The sequence below is a fragment of the Staphylococcus sp. SM3655 genome (genome assembly GCF_016917315.1).
GTDB lineage: Bacteria > Bacillota > Bacilli > Staphylococcales > Staphylococcaceae > Staphylococcus > Staphylococcus aureus.
Map to the genome: position 1 here is coordinate 2,142,932 of NZ_CP070305.1, position 18,218 is coordinate 2,161,149.

Genomic DNA, 18,218 nt, shown 5'->3' on the forward strand with positions numbered 1-18,218 from the left:
ATGGGAGAATATATTGTTACTAAAACATTGAACAACAATGTCGTAGTATGTACTAATAATGATCAAGAAGTTATTTTAATCGGTAAAGGTATTGGTTTTAACAAAAAAGAGGGAATGGCGTTAAACGACCAAACTATTACAATAGAGAAAATTTATAAATTAGAGAGTGAGCAACAAAAAGCACATTATAAAAGTTTAGTTGAAATCGCTGATGATAATGTATTACAAGTAATTATTGATTCGTTGAATTTTATTTCTAATACTGCGATGAATGTTGATTCAAAACAACTTGTAGTTTCATTAACGGATCATATTATATTTGCTTATAAACGCTTAAAACAAAATCAAGTTATTAGCAATCCATTTGTTATGGAAACTATGCAGTTATATAGTGATGCATATCATATTGCTAAACAGGTGATTGATCAGTTAAATGCAGCATTAGATGTACATTTTCCTGAAGATGAGATAGGATTTATTGCATTACATACTGCATCTAATACAGAAGATTTATCTATGCATGAGATGACCTTGATCAATAATGTTATTAAAAAAGGTATAGATATCATTGAATCAGACCTTGTGACAACTGTTGATAAGGAATCATTACAATACCAACGTTTTATAAGACACGTACAATTTTTAATTCGCCGATTAAGAAGAAAAGAATATATACATGCACAAGATGATTTTGTGTCTATGATTAAAAATCACTATCCGATTTGCTATAACACAGCATATAAAATTTTAACTATGATACAAAAACAATTTGATGTTAATATCAGTGAGTCTGAAATTATATATTTAACATTACACATTCATCATTTTGAAGAAAGGATTAATCAATCCTAAATTAAGTGTATTACACGGGCGTTTCGTTACTGTAAAGGGTATTTGTATGGTATCATTGATGTTAGTAATTTTACATAAGTGGACTGTTTTTATACAACATCTTATGAATATTTTAAGTGGTGGTGAATCTATAATTGAATGAAAATGAAAAGAATATAAGAAAGAATTTTTTAAAATTTACCGAATCACGGTATATGAAGTTTGTTGGTGGGAATGATTTAGTCTTCTCATTAATAGCGCTAGTATTGTTGGGTATTGTTATTTTTATTTTCGAAAAAGTATCATACGTTTTTGATCCTTTTATCATCGTTTTTAAGACGATAGCAGCACCTATCATCGTCTCTTTAATTCTATTCTATCTATTTAACCCAATCGTAAATATGATGGAACGTTATAGAATACCAAGAGTTGCAGGTATTTCTATTATTTATCTAGCTGTAGTAGGTGTTATTACGTTAATTGTTAATTTATTAATCCCTATTATTGGTTCGCAAGTAGATAGTTTAGTTAAAAATTCACCGCAATATCTAGAAAAATTAATTAATTCTATTGATAAAATAGCAAATAATACGTTTTTCTCTTCGTATTATAGTCAAATTAATGATTGGTTAAATTCTTTACCTAAGAAAATACCATCTATGTTAAGTGAATTTACAGATGGCTTTGGGTCTAAAATTGCAACGTTTGCAGAAACGATTGCTAATATTGGCGTTGTGATTGTCACAACACCATTTGTACTATTCTTTATGCTTAAAGATGGACATCACTTCAAAGAATTTTCAACGAATATTATGCCACCGAAATTCCGAAAAGATTTTCATGATCTACTTGAAAAAATGAGTGTTCAAGTTGGTTCATACATTCAAGGACAAATTATCGTTTCATTCTGTATCGGTATACTGTTGTTTATCGGTTATTCGGTTATCGGGTTGAAATATAGCTTAGTATTAGCTAGTATTGCGGCAGTTACAAGTGTTGTACCATATTTAGGGCCTACTATAGCGATTTCTCCAGCTATTGTAATAGCTGCTATAACATCGCCGTGGATGCTCTTAAAATTAGCAGTAGTATGGACTTTAGTACAATTTGTTGAAGGGCACTTCATTTCACCAAATATCATGGGTAAAACACTTAAGATTCATCCACTTACAATCATTTTCATTTTACTGTGTGCAGGCAAATTGCTTGGTATTGTAGGCGTTATTTTAGGTATTCCGGGATATGCTATTTTAAAAGTATTAGTTACTCATTTATTCCAATTATTTAAACGTCGATACAATCGTTTCTATGGTAATGATGTAGGTGAATATGATATTAAAGAAAGTAATAAAATAGTTGAATAAGTAATAAAAAATACCAATGACTATATGTTTGTTGGTATTTTTTATGGTGCTTATAATGTTGGGCAGTTACATTTATGATTATCAGCACATGTTTAGCTTATAAATTTTTACGAAAGTTTAGCCGTTTATAAAGCACATGCATAATGAAACGAGTATTTGCCACTTGATTAGTACTTCATTATTATGTCGAAAATAAAAATAAGTGGTATTTTTAATATATTAAGAAGCACTCATAATCGGCTGTTAATTAATAATATTTTTCATAAGTATTGATTCATCATTTTCTTTATGTTAAATATGAATCAGTATAGATAACCATATTGTTCTGTTTGAGATAGAAATATTTTCTATTTACTTCTTAATACAGATATCAATATGACAAAAGTGTTATATAAATCAAAGGTAAATGATATGCTATTTTTATGGTTTATATGATATATTTTGATTTATAACAGAAATAATTAGAATTGATGTGAAAAAATGAATCAGGAAGTTAAAAACAAAATATTTTCAATCTTAAAAATTACGTTTGCTACAGCTTTATTTATTTTTGTAGCAATCACATTGTATCGGGAGTTATCTGGTATTAACTTTAAAGATACGTTGGTTGAATTTAGTAAGATTAACCGTATGTCCTTAGTGTTACTATTTATTGGTGGTGGGGCATCGCTTGTTATTCTATCAATGTATGATGTGATTTTATCTAGAGCTTTAAAAATGGATATATCCTTAGGCAAAGTTTTAAGAGTAAGTTATATCATCAATGCATTGAATGCGATTGTAGGTTTCGGTGGCTTTATTGGTGCAGGCGTTAGAGCAATGGTTTATAAAAACTATACGCATGATAAAAAGAAATTAGTTCACTTTATATCCTTAATACTTATTTCAATGTTGACAGGTTTAAGCTTATTATCATTGCTAATTGTATTCCATGTTTTCGATGCATCTTTAATCTTAGATAAGATTACATGGGTAAGATGGATATTATATGTAGTGTCATTTTTCTTACCATTATTCATTATTTATTCAATGGTTAGACCACCCGATAAAAACAATCGTTTTGTAGGATTGTACTGCACTTTAGTGTCGTGTGTTGAATGGTTAGCAGCTGCAGTTGTATTATATTTCTGTGGTGTAATTGTTGACGCTCATGTATCATTCATGTCCTTTATTGCAATATTTATCATTGCTGCATTATCAGGTTTAGTCAGCTTTATTCCTGGTGGTTTCGGCGCTTTCGATTTAGTTGTATTACTAGGATTTAAAACTTTAGGTGTCCCTGAGGAAAAAGTATTATTAATGCTACTTCTATATCGTTTTGCGTACTATTTTGTACCGGTAATTATTGCATTAATTTTATCATCATTTGAATTTGGTACATCAGCTAAGAAGTACATTGAGGGATCTAAATACTTTATTCCTGCTAAAGATGTTACGTCATTTTTAATGTCTTATCAAAAGGATATTATTGCTAAAATTCCATCATTATCATTAGCAATTTTAGTATTCTTTACAAGTATGATCTTTTTTGTAAATAACTTAACGATTGTTTACGATGCTTTATATGATGGAAATCACTTAACGTATTATATTCTATTGGCAATTCATACTAGTGCTTGTTTATTACTTTTACTGAATGTAGTTGGTATTTATAAGCAAAGTAGACGTGCCATTATCTTTGCTATGATTTCAATTTTATTAATCACAGTGGCGACATTCTTCACTTACGCTTCATATATTTTAATAACATGGTTAGCTATTATTTTTGTTCTGCTTATTGTAGCTTTCCGTAGAGCACGTAGGTTGAAACGCCCAGTAAGAATGAGAAATATAGTTGCAATGCTTTTATTCAGTTTATTTATTTTATATGTTAACCATATATTTATTGCTGGAACGTTATATGCATTAGATATTTATACGATTGAAATGCATACATCTGTATTGCGCTATTACTTCTGGCTTACGATTTTAATCATCGCTATCATCATAGGTATGATTGCATGGTTGTTTGATTATCAATTTAGCAAAGTACGTATTTCTTCTAAAATTGAAGATTGCGAGGAGATTATTAATCAGTACGGCGGTAATTATTTGAGTCACTTGATATATAGTGGTGACAAGCAGTTTTTCACTAATGAAAATAAAACAGCATTTTTAATGTATCGTTATAAAGCAAGTTCATTAGTGGTTCTTGGAGATCCGTTAGGTGATGAAAATGCCTTTGATGAATTGTTAGAAGCATTCTATAATTACGCTGAGTATTTAGGCTATGATGTTATATTCTATCAAGTTACAGATCAACACATGCCTTTATATCATAATTTCGGTAACCAATTTTTCAAATTAGGTGAAGAAGCAATTATTGATTTAACGCAATTTTCAACTTCAGGTAAAAAACGCCGTGGATTTAGAGCGACTTTAAATAAATTCGATGAACTTAATATTTCGTTCGAAATTATTGAACCACCGTTTTCAACTGAATTTATAAATGAACTTCAACATGTAAGTGATTTATGGCTAGATAATCGTCAGGAAATGCATTTCTCTGTTGGTCAATTTAATGAAGAATACTTATCTAAAGCGCCAATTGGTGTAATGCGAAATGAAGAAAATGAAGTAATTGCATTTTGTAGTTTAATTCCAACATACTTTAATGATGCCATTTCAGTCGATTTAATTAGATGGTTGCCAGAGTTAGATTCACCATTAATGGATGGTCTATACTTGCATATGTTACTTTGGAGTAAAGAACAAGGTTATACAAAATTTAATATGGGTATGGCAACGTTATCGAACGTTGGTCAATTGCATTATTCATATTTAAGAGAACGACTTGCAGGCCGTGTCTTTGAACATTTCAACGGTCTATATCGTTTCCAAGGATTACGTCGTTATAAATCTAAATATAATCCGAATTGGGAACCACGCTTTTTAGTTTATCGTAAAGATAATTCGCTTTGGGAATCACTTTCTAAAGTAATGCGTGTAATACGTCACAAATAATTAAAATCCAAGTGCTAAGAGGTATACAGTTATGCCTGATGCGCTTGGATTTTTTGGTTTCTATAAAGAATGATTTATAAAAAACGGTACAGATAAGAATATTTAAGTTTCCTATCTGTACCGTATTTTAATATTGAAATGAGCTAAAGTTAAGTCGCCTAACTTTTATTATCAGTCCAATCAGTTTCATCAAGTATAAATGTTATTGCTTATTTTTGTATTCTTGGCGTATTTTTTGTTCTTCTGCATAGCGCTCTGGATTTTTCTTATAAAAATCTTGGTGATAGTCTTCGGCTTTGTAAAATTGTGACGCTGGTAATATTTTTGTTGCAATTGCCTTATCAGCATTAATCGTATTTTTAAGCTGCTCGATATAAGTCTCAGCGAGTTCTTTTTGATGATCATTAGTGTAGAAAATAGCTGTTTGATATTGAGGACCACGGTCTTGATATTGACCACCTGTATCTAATGGGTCAATGACTGAGAAAAATATTTCTAATAACTTATTGTATGAGAATAATGCAACATCATATTGAATTTCAACAGTTTCTAAATGACCACTCGTACCTGATTTTACTTGTTCGTAAGTAGGATTTTCAATATGTCCGCCCATATATCCAGAAGTTACTTTTTCTATGCCGTCAAAGGTGTCAAATGGTTTCGTCATACACCAAAAGCAACCTCCGGCAAAATAAGCTGTATTAATATTCATTTTTGACATCCTTTCATTAGACCTTAGTACGATTTATTAAGAAATCACTTGCTTTTTGAATTGTTTTTATATAACGTTAATATGTGATTATTATAGTACACAAAAATCTATTTTTGAAGATATAAGGTAGGTAAATATGGATAAAGAAACTAATGACAACGAATATAGACGTCAAAGTGAATATCGCACTTCGGCGCCTAAGCGAAAAAAGAAGAAGAAAATTAGGAAATTACCTATCATTCTTCTGATTGTTGTAATTTTACTTATCGCATTAGTTGTATATATTGTACATAGTTACAATAGCGGTGTAGAATATGCCAAGAAACATGCGAAAGATGTTAAAGTACATCAATTTAATGGACCAGTAAAAAATGATGGTAAAATTTCTATTCTTGTACTCGGTGCAGATAAAGCACAAGGTGGACAATCAAGAACAGATTCTATCATGGTTGTTCAATATGACTTTATCAATAAAAAGATGAAAATGATGTCTGTCATGCGTGATATTTATGCAGATATTCCAGGATATGGAAAACACAAAATTAATTCAGCATACGCTTTAGGTGGTCCAGAGCTACTTAGAAAAACACTTGATAAAAATTTAGGAATTAATCCTGAATATTATGCAGTAGTTGATTTTACTGGATTTGAGAAAATGATTGATGAATTAATGCCTGAAGGTGTACCAATTAATGTCGAAAAAGATATGTCGAAAAATATTGGTGTATCTTTGAAAAAGGGTAACCATAGGTTGAATGGTAAAGAATTACTTGGTTATGCAAGATTCCGTCACGACCCTGAAGGTGACTTCGGACGCGTGCGACGTCAGCAACAAGTGATGCAAACATTGAAAAAAGAAATGGTTAATTTTAGAACAGTTGTTAAATTACCAAAAGTTGCAGGTATTTTAAGAGGCTATGTGAATACAAACATTCCTGATTCAGGGATTTTCCAAACAGGTTTGAGTTTTGGTATCCGAGGTGAAAAAGATGTTAAGTCATTGACTGTGCCAATCAAGAACTCATACGAAGATGTCAATACAAATACTGATGGTAGTGCATTACAGATTAATAAAAACACAAATAAACAAGCTATTAAAGACTTTTTAGATGAAGATTAAAAATAAACAAGGCGATTTCTATCATACTCAGATAGAAGTCGCCTTGTTCGTTTTCAAAGAATTAATTGGCATGCATCTTATGAAGAATTATTGATCTGACTTTCTTACGCCAGCCACACCATAATGGTTTGGTTTCATTTCTTCTATAACAACGTGAATTGCTTGTCTATTTGCCCCCGTTGTTTTTTCTACGGCGTCAGTTACTTCGCTAACTAAATTTTTTAATTGTTCATCCGAACGACCTTCTAATAATTTTACATTGACGATTGGCATCATCCAAACCTCCTAATCATTATTAATTTGAGTATATCATGTAATACTTAAAAATTCATTTGCAAAATAACAGAACATTTGTTCTAAAATAGTTGAAATAGAACACGTGTTCGTATATAATAAGATTCAAGTAAGGGAGGAATAACAGTGTATAATTATCATTTATTAGAAGATAGGGATGTTCTATGTATTGACCAAAAAAGTTTTTTTGCGAGTGTTTCTTGTATTGAAAAGGGGCTAGATCCATTAGAAACAAAGCTAGCTGTTGTTGCAGATACTAAGCGTCAGGGTTCTGTAATATTGGCTGCGACACCTAAATTAAAAGAATTAGGCATCAAGACAGGGTCGCGATTGTTTGAAATACCACATAGAAATGATATTTACATTATCAATCCAAGTATGCGTAAATATCTTAATGTTTCAGTTGCTATTTCTAAGATTGCATTGCGTTATATTCCACCTGAAGATTTACACCAATATAGTATTGACGAATTTTTTATGGATGTTACTGATAGCTATCATAGATTTAGTTCTACAGTACATGCATTTTGCGAAAGACTTAAACGTGAAATTTATGAAGAAACAGGCATTTATTGTACTGTGGGCATTGGTTCTAATATGTTATTAAGTAAAATTGCTATGGATGTTGAAGCGAAGCATAGTCAAAATGGTATAGCTGAATGGCGATATCAAGATGTACCAACGAAATTATGGCCAATTCAGCCCTTGCGAGATTTTTGGGGTATTAATCGTCGAACAGAAGCCAAATTGAATAAAAGAGGAATTTTTACTATAGGAGATTTAGCGAAATATCCATATAAATTTTTAAAAAAAGAGTTCGGTATTTTAGGTGTTGATATGCATCTACATGCGAATGGGATAGATCAGAGTAAAGTACGTGAAAAGCACAAGATCAGCAATCCATCGATATGCAAAAGTCAAATATTAATGAGAGATTATCATTTTGATGAAGCAAAAGTAGTAATGCAAGAGTTAATTGAAGATGTTGCTAGCAGAGTTCGAGCAAGAAAAAAAGTGGCAAGAACGATACATTTTGCCTTTGGCTATAGTGATGAAGGCGGTGTACATAAGCAATATACTTTGAAAGATCCAACAAACTTAGAAAAAGATATTTATAAAGTAGTAATGCATTTCGCAGATAAATTATGTAATAAACAAGCACTATATCGTACGCTAAGTATATCTTTGAGTCAATTTATTAATGAGGATGAGCGACAGTTAAGTCTGTTTGAAGATGAATACCAACGCAAACGTGACGAATGTCTAGCTAAAACGATAGACCAATTACATTTGAAATACGGCAAAGGTATTGTGTCCAAAGCAGTATCGTTTACAGAAGCAGGTACAAAACACGGCAGATTAGGTTTAATGGCTGGACATAAAATGTAATGACTATACGGTTTAAGTAATATATAACTGTGATTCGTATAAAATAAGTCTCTAAAGATAAATATTTCATATATCACAATAGATTTTCACAATAATATCTAAGAATACATGGAATTTATCAAAAGAGACTTAATAATTATTGGATATAACAATCAAAATCACTCAATGCTTGCATACCGCGTTCTCGGTCAGTAGGGTTTTTGAAACTAATTTTTAAAGCACCGTATATATCTTCGCGTACTTCTAAGATTCTTAAGTTGCTTATAGATATGTTATGTAAACTCAGGATATAAGTCACTTTACTTATCATACCTGATTCATCCGGAATGTCTACATATAGATCATACGCAGTATTTAGTCCACCTAGTTGTTTAGCGGGTAGTGCGTCGCGATACGATTTAGCTTGGGCAAAAAATGATAACAATTTTTCAGAATCATTGCTTTCAATTAGTCTTTCTAAATCTTGAAACTGACTTTTTAGCTGTCGAATCATTTCTAAAATATACGTTTTATTACTCAAGGTGATATCTTTCCACATTTGTGCATTACTACTAGCTATACGAGTGATATCACGAAAACCACCAGCTGCAAGTTTATTAACTAAATGATGTTCTTGACCGTTCTTTTGACTAACATGAACTAAACTAGATGCAACGATATGAGGTAAATGACTTACGACGCTTGTTACGTAGTCGTGTTCTTCAGCAGTAGTTACAATAAATTTAGCAAGAGTAGGTGATAACAGTTCTTTTAACGTGTTTGCTGCTTGCTCATTTCTTGGCTCATTGTAGACTAAAATATAATAAGCGTTTTCAAATAAGTGCTTTTTAGCATTTAGTACACCAGATTTATGACTACCAGCCATTGGATGACCACTGACTAAATGAATATTATGCTTTAATAAATTGCATTCGTGTTGCTGTATCATTGCTTTAGTACTACCAGTATCAGAAACAATAACACCAGGTTTAGTTGGCATATCTATAAGCTCGCTAAGATATTTATTTGTGATAGCAACAGGTGTTGCATAAATAATTACATCGGCTTTTTTAATAGCTTCACTATAATTTAAACATTTTTCATTAATAATGCCGATTGATTTAGCTTTATCTAACTGAGAAGTATCTGCATCGTATGCAATAATATTAGTATTAGGGTTATGGTATTTTATATTGCTAGCAAGACTTCCACCAATTAATCCAAGCCCAACAAATAAAACTGTTGTCATATAAATCACCTTATTTCGAAATTTTCAGAATAATAACATTGTAAATGAGCTGTTGACACAGTGCAATAGTAAATAAAAATCGATAATAGCATTAATAGATAAACGGAGATAAATCATCTACAATAAAGAGTATAGTAACACAATGGCAACGGAGGGGTAAATCAATGGAACCAATATTAGAAATGATTAAAACATTAACAGGTATTAATAGTCCTTCAGGAGACACAGAAGAAGCAATTCAATTTGTCGAAAAATATGCAAAAGACTTGGGTTATCAAACAACACTAACAAATAAAGGTGCGTTATTAATAACAGTGCCAGGCAAAAATGATGAAGTACAACGCTGTATTACTGCTCATGTTGATACTTTAGGTGCAATGGTTAAAGAAATTAAAGAAGATGGTCGCTTAGCAATAGAATTAATTGGAGGATTCACGTATAACGCGATTGAGGGTGAATATTGCCAAATTAAAACTGATGCTGGTCAAATATATACAGGAACAATTTGTCTGCATGAAACAAGTGTTCATGTATATAGAAATAATCATGAAATACCTAGAGATCAAAAGCATATGGAAATAAGAATTGATGAAGTAACTACATCAGAAGAAGATACAAAGAGTTTAGGTATTTCAGTAGGTGATTTTGTTAGCTTTGATCCACGTACAGTTATCACGTCATCAGGTTTTATTAAATCTCGTCATTTAGATGATAAAGCTAGCGTAGCGATGATACTACAATTACTAAAGAAATTAAAAGAAGAGCAAATAATATTACCACATACAACGCAATTTTATATTTCTAATAACGAAGAAATAGGTTACGGTGCAAATGCATCAATTGATTCGAAAATCAAAGAATATATTGCATTAGATATGGGCGCGTTGGGAGACGGTCAAGCATCGGATGAATATACAGTTTCTATTTGTGCCAAAGATGCTTCAGGTCCATATCATAAGCAATTGAAATCGCACCTAGTTAATCTTTGCAAAATAAATAACATTCCATATAAAGTAGACATATATCCATATTATGGTTCAGATGCTTCAGCAGCTTTACATGCTGGTGCGGATATCAGACATGGTTTATTTGGCGCTGGCATTGAATCATCTCATGCAATGGAACGAACACATATTGATTCTATTAAAGCGACAGAGAAATTACTATATGCATATTGCTTATCACCAATTGAGTAAACAATTAGTGTTGACAAATGTGAACGACCTATGTAATATAATGAACTATAAAAATAATTAGAATTTTCTAAAGAAATAGTAGCAGATATGAAACGTAGCAAATAGAAAGCTAATGGGTGATGGGAATTAGCACGCCATATCTTGTGAATTGGACTTTGGAAAACAATTGAATGAGTTTTGAAAGTGAACATGAATTATGTTAACTAAGGTGGCACCACGGTAACGCGTCCTTACAGGTATATGCGTTATGTGGTGTCTTTTTATTTAGACAAAATGTAGTAGTTAATTAAAGGTAGCAACAGAAAGTTAGTGGATGATGTGAACTAACACCGAGATTAATGAAATTGGGTTTTGTCTGCAACAGAAAAATTATATATAGTAAAGAGTGAACTATGAATATTTCGAATATTCGGTTAATTTAGGTGGTACCACGCGTCAGCGTCCTTTATATTGATAAGGATGCTGGCGCTTTTTTGAAAGGAGCGTATAGAATGGATATATTTTATAAAAAAATAAAAGCAAATGTAACGCCCGAAGTTTTAGCACAACTTCATTCCAAGAAGATCATTTTGGAAAGTACAAATCAACAACAAACTAAAGGTCGCTATTCAGTTGTTATTTTTGATATTTATGGCACTTTAACTTTAGATAATGATGTATTATCAGTAAGTACTTTAAAAGAATCGTATCAAATCACTGAAAGACCGTACCATTATTTAACGACTAAAATAAATGAAGACTACCATAATATTCAAGATGAGCAACTTAAGTCATTACCATTTATATCTGGATATGTTGGGACGTGTAGCTTTGATTTAGTAAGACATGAATTTCCTAAATTGCAATCAATACAATTAGAAGATCACAAGCAGCACGATGTAAGGTTATATATGGTTGAACAAGTTTATGTATTTGACCATTACAAAGATGAATTATATATCATCGCGACGAATCAATTTTCAAATTCAACAAAATCAGATCTTGAGAATCGAGTTATTAAGTCTATCGAAGACTTAACTAAAATCCAACCATTCATGCCTACACAAGATTTTGATTTTAAAACTAAAGAAATTCAATCAAACATTTCTGAAGAAAGATTTATCGAAATGATTCAGTATTTCAAAGAGAAAATAACAGAAGGGGATATGTTCCAAGTTGTGCCATCAAGAATTTACAAATATGCGCATCATGCTAGTCAGCATTTAAATCAACTTTCGTTTCAACTGTATCAAAATTTAAAACGACAAAACCCAAGTCCATATATGTATTATCTTAATATCGATCAACCATATATTGTCGGTAGTTCTCCCGAAAGTTTCGTAAGTGTCAAAGATCAAATTGTAACAACTAATCCTATTGCAGGTACGATTCAACGTGGTGAGACGACACAAATAGATAATGAGAATATGAAACAACTACTTAATGATCCAAAAGAATGCAGCGAACATCGTATGCTAGTTGATTTAGGACGTAATGATATTCATAGAGTAAGTAAAATCGGTACCTCAAAAATTACTAAATTAATGGTTATTGAAAAATATGAACATGTTATGCATATCGTAAGTGAAATCACAGGTAAAATAAATCAAAATTTATCACCAATGACAGTTATTGCGAATTTATTACCAACAGGTACCGTTTCAGGTGCACCAAAATTACGTGCAATTGAAAGAATATATGAACAATATCCACATAAACGAGGCGTTTATAGTGGTGGTGTTGGATACATAAATTGTAATCATAACTTAGATTTTGCTTTAGCAATTCGAACGATGATGATAGATGAGCAGTATATCAACGTAGAAGCTGGTTGTGGCGTTGTATATGATTCTATTCCTGAAAAAGAACTGAATGAAACGAAATTGAAAGCTAAAAGCTTATTGGAGGTGAGGCCATGATCTTAGTTGTAGATAATTATGATTCCTTTACATATAACCTAGTGGATATTGTTGCTCAACATACTGACGTCATTGTTCAATATCCTGATGATGATAATGTGCTGAATCAATCGGTGGACGCTGTTATTATATCTCCTGGTCCAGGGCATCCATTAGACGATCAACAGTTAATGAAAATCATATCAACCTATCAACACAAACCCATTTTAGGTATTTGCCTAGGTGCTCAGGCACTGACTTGTTATTACGGTGGAGAAGTCATTAAAGGCGACAAGGTTATGCACGGAAAAGTTGATACACTAAAGGTTATATCGCATCATCAACATCTGTTATATCAAGATATACCAGAACAGTTTTCAATTATGAGATATCATTCATTAATAAGTAACCCTGACAATTTTCCAGAAGAATTGAAAATTACTGGACGTACCGAAGATTGTATACAGTCATTTGAGCATAAAGAAAGACCGCATTACGGTATTCAGTACCATCCTGAATCATTTGCTACAGACTATGGTGTCAAAATAATTACAAATTTTATTAATCTAGTGAAGGAAGGATGAAAACCATGACATTACTAACAAGAATAAAAACTGAAACTATATTACTTGAAAGCGACATTAAAGAGCTAATCGATATACTTATTTCTCCTAGTATTGGAACTGATATTAAATATGAATTACTTAGTTCCTATTCGGAGCGAGAAATCCAACAACAAGAATTAACATATATTGTACGTAGCTTAATTAATACAATGTATCCACATCAACCATGTTATGAAGGGGCTATGTGTGTGTGCGGCACAGGTGGTGACAAGTCAAATAGTTTCAACATTTCAACGACTGTTGCTTTTGTTGTAGCAAGTGCTGGCGTAAAAGTTATAAAACATGGTAATAAAAGTATTACCTCAAATTCAGGTAGTACGGATTTGTTAAATCAAATGAACATACAAACAACAACTGTTGATGATACACCTAACCAATTAAATGAAAAAGACCTTGTATTCATTGGTGCAACTGAATCATATCCAATCATGAAGTATATGCAACCAGTTAGAAAAATGATTGGAAAGCCTACAATATTAAACCTTGTGGGTCCATTAATTAATCCATATCACTTAACGTATCAAATGGTAGGCGTCTTTGATCCTACAAAGTTAAAGTTAGTTGCTAAAACGATTAAAGATTTAGGTAGAAAACGTGCAATCGTTTTACATGGTGCAAATGGTATGGATGAAGCAACACTATCTGGTGATAATTTGATATATGAATTGACTGAAGATGGAGAAATCAAAAATTACACATTAAATGCGACTGATTATGGTTTGAAACATGCGCCGAATAGTGATTTTAAAGGCGGTTCACCTGAAGAAAATTTAGCAATCTCCCTTAATATCTTGAATGGTAAAGATCAGTCAAGTCGACGTGATGTTGTCTTACTAAATGCGGGTTTAAGCCTTTATGTTGCAGAGAAAGTGGATACCATCGCAGAAGGCATAGAACTTGCAACTACATTGATTGATAATGGTGAAGCATTGAAAAAATACCATCAAATGAGAGGTGAATAATATGACGATTTTAGCAGAAATTGTTAAATATAAACAGTCACTTTTACAAAATGGCTATTATCAAGACAAACTTAATACCTTGAAAAGTGTGAAGATTCAGAATAAAAAAACTTTTATAAACGCAATTGAACAGGAACCAAAGCTAGCAATTATTGCAGAAATCAAATCGAAGAGTCCTACAGTTAATGACTTACCTGAACGAGATTTATCGCAACAAATCTCAGATTATGAAAAGTACGGTGCAAATGCCGTGTCCATTTTAACTGATGAAAAGTACTTTGGTGGTAGTTTTGAAAGATTACAAGCATTGACGACAAAAACAACATTACCCGTATTATGCAAAGACTTTATTATAGACCCGCTTCAAATTGATGTTGCTAAACAAGCTGGTGCATCTATGATTTTATTGATCGTTAACATCTTATCTGATAAACAATTGAAAGATTTATATAACTACGCTATATCGCAAAATCTAGAAGTGTTAGTTGAAGTACATGATCGCCATGAATTAGAACGTGCCTATAAGGTTAATGCTAAATTGATTGGTGTAAATAACAGGGACTTAAAACGATTTGTTACAAATGTGGAACATACAAATACTATTTTAGAAAATAAAAAACCAAATCATTATTATATTTCTGAAAGTGGTATTCACGATGCATCTGATGTAAGAAAAATCTTGCATAGTGGTATCGATGGCTTACTAATAGGTGAGGCGCTTATGCGTTGTGACAATCTATCTGAATTTTTACCACAACTGAAAATGCAAAAGGTGAAGTCATGATGAAATTGAAATTTTGTGGCTTTACATCAATAAAGGATGTTACAGCGGCCAGTCAATTACCTATTGATGCGATAGGTTTCATCCATTATGAAAAAAGTAAAAGGCATCAAACAATTACCCAAATAAAAAAGTTAGCGTCTGCTGTTCCAAATCATATCGATAAAGTATGTGTCATGGTAAATCCTGATTTAACAACAATTGAACACGTATTAAGCAATACGTCAATTAACACAATACAGTTACACGGCACAGAATCTATTGATTTTATACAGGAAATTAAAAAGAAATATTCAAGCATTAAAATCACTAAAGCTTTAGCTGCAGATGAAAACATAATCCAAAACATAAATAAATATAAAGGGTTCGTAGATTTATTTATTATCGACACACCCTCAGTGTCGTATGGTGGTACCGGTCAAACATATGACTGGACTATTTTGAAGCACATAAAAGACATACCTTATTTGATAGCAGGAGGCATTAACTCTGAAAATATTCAAACAGTTAATCAACTTAAATTATCACATCAAGGTTATGATCTTGCATCAGGTATAGAAGTAAATGGGCGAAAAGATATAGAAAAAATGACAGCAATTGTAAATATTGTGAAAGGAGATAGAGACAATGAATAAACAAATACAAACAGAAGCAGATGAATTAGGTTTCTTTGGTGAATATGGAGGGCAATATGTTCCAGAAACATTAATGCCAGCAATTATTGAGTTGAAAAAAGCTTATAAAGAGGCAAAAGCAGACCCAGAGTTTCAAAGAGAACTGGAATACTATTTATCAGAGTATGTAGGACGCGCGACACCACTTACATATGCTGCATCATATACTGAAAGCCTAGGTGGCGCTAAAATATATTTGAAACGAGAGGGTCTAAATCATACAGGCGCCCATAAAATTAATAATGCGTTAGGTCAAGCGTTGCTTGCTAAAAGAATGGGCAAGAAGAAGCTTGTTGCTGAAACTGGTGCGGGTCAACATGGTGTAGCTAGTGCTACGGTTGCTGCATTATTTGATATGGAACTTGTTGTCTTTATGGGAAGTGAAGATATTAAAAGACAACAACTTAATGTATTTAGAATGGAATTACTTGGTGCAAAGGTTGTGGCAGTTGAAGAAGGTCAAGGGACTTTATCGGATGCAGTTAATAAAGCATTGCAATATTGGGTAAGTCATGTAGATGATACACATTATTTATTAGGTTCTGCATTAGGTCCAGACCCATTCCCAACGATTGTTAGAGATTTTCAGAGTGTCATTGGTAAAGAAATAAAATCACAGATATTGAAGAAAGAAGGTCGACTTCCGGATGCAATTGTAGCATGTATCGGTGGTGGCTCAAATGCAATCGGTACATTTTATCCATTTATTAAAGATGATGTTGCATTATACGGTGTTGAAGCCGCAGGTCAAGGCGAGGATACTGATAAACATGCACTTGCAATTGGCAAAGGATCACCTGGCGTATTACATGGTACTAAAATGTATTTAATTCAAGATGAAGGTGGGCAAGTGCAACTAGCACATTCTATTTCAGCAGGACTTGATTATCCTGGTATTGGGCCTGAACATTCTTATTACCACGACATTGGTAGAGTAACTTTTGAAAATGCAAGTGATACACAAGCAATGAATGCTTTAATCAACTTTACAAAACATGAAGGTATTATACCTGCAATTGAAAGTGCACATGCACTGAGTTATGTTGAAAGACTAGCGCCTACGATGTCGAAAGAAGATATTATTGTAGTAACTATTTCTGGACGTGGCGATAAAGATATGGAAACAATTAGACAATATATGGCAGAGCGAGGTCTTGCAAATGACTAAATTATTTATACCTTATATTATGGGCAATAAAGATTTGATTGAAAATGCAACATTGTTGAGTGAAAATGGTGCAGATATAATTGAAATTGGTGTACCTTTCTCTGATCCGGTTGCTGATGGTCCAGTTATCATGGAAGCAGGTCAACAAGCGATTAAACAAGGCATCACGATAGATTATATTTTCAATCAATTAGAAAAACATGGTGATCAAATTAAGTGTAACTATGTATTAATGACGTATTATAATATTATTTGTCATTATGGAGAACAAGCGTTTTTTGAAAAATGTCGAGATACTGGTGTCTACGGCTTAATTATTCCTGATTTACCATATGAATTATCGCAGCGTTTAAAACAACAATTTAGTCACTATGGCGTCAAAATCATATCGTTAGTTGCGATGACTACTGATGACAAACGTATAAAAGATATCGTATCTCATGCGGAAGGCTTTATTTATACTGTGACGATGAATGCGACAACAGGACAAAACGGTGCGTTTCATCCAGAATTAAAACGAAAAATTGAGTCAATTAAAGCGATAGCCAATGTGCCAGTTGTCGCAGGATTTGGTATAAGAACACCACAACATGTTGCAGATATAAAAGAGGTTGCAGATGGCATCGTCATTGGTAGCGAAATCGTTAAGCGATTTAAATCTAACACGCGTGAGGAAATCATTAGATATTTACAATCTATCCAACAAACATTGAATAATTAAGTTTACTTGATTTAAAAAAATTAGGCGAATACTGTTTGAAAAAGTGAAAAACGGTGAATTATAAAATTGAATAGAAATGATACAAAAGTAATATGAGCAAACCCAAACGTTCATATTACTTTTTTTGAAATTGTATGCAAAAATCTAAATATTACTATAAAAGTATACGCAATTAAAGCGTTTATGTTTTAGTTTTAACATTAACTATTGTATACTTATTTAGATTAGATTTATTATTTTTGACATTTGCAGAGGGGAAATAGAAAAACTGC

At 32.2% G+C, this 18,218-nt stretch carries 17 protein-coding genes; 14 read left to right on the forward strand and 3 right to left on the reverse strand.

Annotated elements, in window-relative coordinates; all coding sequences use genetic code 11:
- The 4 genes from glcT to mprF all read left to right on the forward strand — a co-directional run bounded on the left by glcT (position 1) and on the right by mprF (position 5,198).
- On the forward strand, positions 1-852 hold the full coding sequence (gene glcT, locus JQN76_RS10540; protein WP_001836870.1) for a glucose PTS transporter transcription antiterminator GlcT: 852 nt from the start codon (positions 1-3) through the stop codon (positions 850-852).
- Complete coding sequence (locus JQN76_RS10545; protein ID WP_001788758.1) at positions 827-994, forward strand: hypothetical protein; 168 nt, start codon at positions 827-829, stop codon at positions 992-994. Before glcT ends, JQN76_RS10545 begins: the two co-directional genes overlap by 26 nt.
- The gene (gene cozEb, locus JQN76_RS10550; RefSeq protein WP_001004752.1) at positions 987-2,195 is read left to right on the forward strand and encodes a cell elongation protein CozEb; all 1,209 of its coding nucleotides are present in this window, start codon (positions 987-989) and stop codon (positions 2,193-2,195) included. Before JQN76_RS10545 ends, cozEb begins: the two co-directional genes overlap by 8 nt.
- A 480-nt stretch (positions 2,196-2,675) precedes the next feature.
- Positions 2,676-5,198 (forward strand): bifunctional lysylphosphatidylglycerol flippase/synthetase MprF, encoded by a 2,523-nt coding sequence (gene mprF / locus JQN76_RS10555; protein ID WP_205397772.1) that lies wholly within the window; start codon positions 2,676-2,678, stop codon positions 5,196-5,198.
- Between the two features lie 202 nt (positions 5,199-5,400).
- Here mprF and msrA read toward each other — a convergent pair whose 3' ends face one another.
- Positions 5,401-5,910 carry a peptide-methionine (S)-S-oxide reductase MsrA gene (gene msrA, locus JQN76_RS10560; protein ID WP_001024830.1) on the reverse strand — a complete coding sequence of 170 codons (510 nt, stop codon included), beginning with the start codon at positions 5,908-5,910 and terminating at the stop codon, positions 5,401-5,403.
- 136 nt (positions 5,911-6,046) lie between these two features.
- Between msrA and JQN76_RS10565 the strand changes: the two genes are divergently transcribed.
- The gene (locus JQN76_RS10565; RefSeq protein ID WP_000356981.1) at positions 6,047-7,030 is read left to right on the forward strand and encodes an LCP family protein; all 984 of its coding nucleotides are present in this window, start codon (positions 6,047-6,049) and stop codon (positions 7,028-7,030) included.
- 87 nt (positions 7,031-7,117) lie between these two features.
- Here the strand turns inward: JQN76_RS10565 and JQN76_RS10570 are convergent, their stop codons facing one another.
- Positions 7,118-7,303, reverse strand: a complete 186-nt coding sequence (locus JQN76_RS10570; protein ID WP_001123276.1) for a 2-hydroxymuconate tautomerase — start codon at positions 7,301-7,303, stop codon at positions 7,118-7,120.
- A 147-nt stretch (positions 7,304-7,450) separates the two neighbouring features.
- Here JQN76_RS10570 and JQN76_RS10575 point away from each other — a divergent pair, with 147 nt between their 5' ends.
- Positions 7,451-8,713 carry a Y-family DNA polymerase gene (locus tag JQN76_RS10575; RefSeq protein ID WP_000283016.1) on the forward strand — a complete coding sequence of 421 codons (1,263 nt, stop codon included), beginning with the start codon at positions 7,451-7,453 and terminating at the stop codon, positions 8,711-8,713.
- Positions 8,714-8,849: 136 nt separating this feature from the next.
- Here the strand turns inward: JQN76_RS10575 and JQN76_RS10580 are convergent, their stop codons facing one another.
- Positions 8,850-9,941 (reverse strand): prephenate dehydrogenase, encoded by a 1,092-nt coding sequence (locus JQN76_RS10580; RefSeq protein WP_000214266.1) that lies wholly within the window; start codon positions 9,939-9,941, stop codon positions 8,850-8,852.
- A 164-nt stretch (positions 9,942-10,105) separates the two neighbouring features.
- Here JQN76_RS10580 and JQN76_RS10585 point away from each other — a divergent pair, with 164 nt between their 5' ends.
- The 8 genes from JQN76_RS10585 to trpA all read left to right on the forward strand — a co-directional run bounded on the left by JQN76_RS10585 (position 10,106) and on the right by trpA (position 17,946).
- Positions 10,106-11,137 carry a M42 family metallopeptidase gene (locus tag JQN76_RS10585; RefSeq protein WP_000433354.1) on the forward strand — a complete coding sequence of 344 codons (1,032 nt, stop codon included), beginning with the start codon at positions 10,106-10,108 and terminating at the stop codon, positions 11,135-11,137.
- Positions 11,138-11,628: 491 nt separating this feature from the next.
- Positions 11,629-13,035 (forward strand): anthranilate synthase component I, encoded by a 1,407-nt coding sequence (locus tag JQN76_RS10590; protein WP_000350977.1) that lies wholly within the window; start codon positions 11,629-11,631, stop codon positions 13,033-13,035.
- On the forward strand, positions 13,032-13,598 hold the full coding sequence (locus JQN76_RS10595; protein ID WP_000604816.1) for an anthranilate synthase component II: 567 nt from the start codon (positions 13,032-13,034) through the stop codon (positions 13,596-13,598). The genes JQN76_RS10590 and JQN76_RS10595 overlap by 4 nt, the downstream gene beginning before the upstream one ends.
- 5 nt (positions 13,599-13,603) lie before the next feature.
- The gene (trpD, locus tag JQN76_RS10600) at positions 13,604-14,602 is read left to right on the forward strand and encodes an anthranilate phosphoribosyltransferase (protein ID WP_000173833.1); all 999 of its coding nucleotides are present in this window, start codon (positions 13,604-13,606) and stop codon (positions 14,600-14,602) included.
- A 1-nt stretch (position 14,603) separates the two neighbouring features.
- On the forward strand, positions 14,604-15,386 hold the full coding sequence (gene trpC, locus JQN76_RS10605) for an indole-3-glycerol phosphate synthase TrpC (protein ID WP_000153621.1): 783 nt from the start codon (positions 14,604-14,606) through the stop codon (positions 15,384-15,386).
- Entirely contained in the window at positions 15,386-16,018 is a 633-nt protein-coding gene (locus JQN76_RS10610; RefSeq protein ID WP_000768192.1) for a phosphoribosylanthranilate isomerase, read from the forward strand. Before trpC ends, JQN76_RS10610 begins: the two co-directional genes overlap by 1 nt.
- Complete coding sequence (gene trpB / locus JQN76_RS10615) at positions 16,011-17,225, forward strand: tryptophan synthase subunit beta (protein WP_001041357.1); 1,215 nt, start codon at positions 16,011-16,013, stop codon at positions 17,223-17,225. The genes JQN76_RS10610 and trpB overlap by 8 nt, the downstream gene beginning before the upstream one ends.
- The gene (trpA, locus tag JQN76_RS10620; RefSeq protein WP_000163628.1) at positions 17,218-17,946 is read left to right on the forward strand and encodes a tryptophan synthase subunit alpha; all 729 of its coding nucleotides are present in this window, start codon (positions 17,218-17,220) and stop codon (positions 17,944-17,946) included. Before trpB ends, trpA begins: the two co-directional genes overlap by 8 nt.
- The last annotated feature ends 272 nt before the right edge of the window (positions 17,947-18,218 follow it).

Bases quoted from the DNA above. Each gene is read 5' to 3' on its own strand.
- glcT (WP_001836870.1), top strand. From the start codon at position 1: ATGGGAGAATATATTGTTACTAAAACATTGAACAACAATGTCGTAGTA.
- mprF (WP_205397772.1), top strand. From the start codon at position 2,676: ATGAATCAGGAAGTTAAAAACAAAATATTTTCAATCTTAAAAATTACG.
- msrA (WP_001024830.1), bottom strand. From the start codon at position 5,910: ATGAATATTAATACAGCTTATTTTGCCGGAGGTTGCTTTTGGTGTATG.
- JQN76_RS10565 (WP_000356981.1), top strand. From the start codon at position 6,047: ATGGATAAAGAAACTAATGACAACGAATATAGACGTCAAAGTGAATAT.
- JQN76_RS10570 (WP_001123276.1), bottom strand. From the start codon at position 7,303: ATGCCAATCGTCAATGTAAAATTATTAGAAGGTCGTTCGGATGAACAA.
- JQN76_RS10580 (WP_000214266.1), bottom strand. From the start codon at position 9,941: ATGACAACAGTTTTATTTGTTGGGCTTGGATTAATTGGTGGAAGTCTT.
- JQN76_RS10585 (WP_000433354.1), top strand. From the start codon at position 10,106: ATGGAACCAATATTAGAAATGATTAAAACATTAACAGGTATTAATAGT.
- JQN76_RS10590 (WP_000350977.1), top strand. From the start codon at position 11,629: ATGGATATATTTTATAAAAAAATAAAAGCAAATGTAACGCCCGAAGTT.
- JQN76_RS10595 (WP_000604816.1), top strand. From the start codon at position 13,032: ATGATCTTAGTTGTAGATAATTATGATTCCTTTACATATAACCTAGTG.
- trpD (WP_000173833.1), top strand. From the start codon at position 13,604: ATGACATTACTAACAAGAATAAAAACTGAAACTATATTACTTGAAAGC.
- trpC (WP_000153621.1), top strand. From the start codon at position 14,604: ATGACGATTTTAGCAGAAATTGTTAAATATAAACAGTCACTTTTACAA.
- JQN76_RS10610 (WP_000768192.1), top strand. From the start codon at position 15,386: ATGAAATTGAAATTTTGTGGCTTTACATCAATAAAGGATGTTACAGCG.
- trpB (WP_001041357.1), top strand. From the start codon at position 16,011: ATGAATAAACAAATACAAACAGAAGCAGATGAATTAGGTTTCTTTGGT.
- trpA (WP_000163628.1), top strand. From the start codon at position 17,218: ATGACTAAATTATTTATACCTTATATTATGGGCAATAAAGATTTGATT.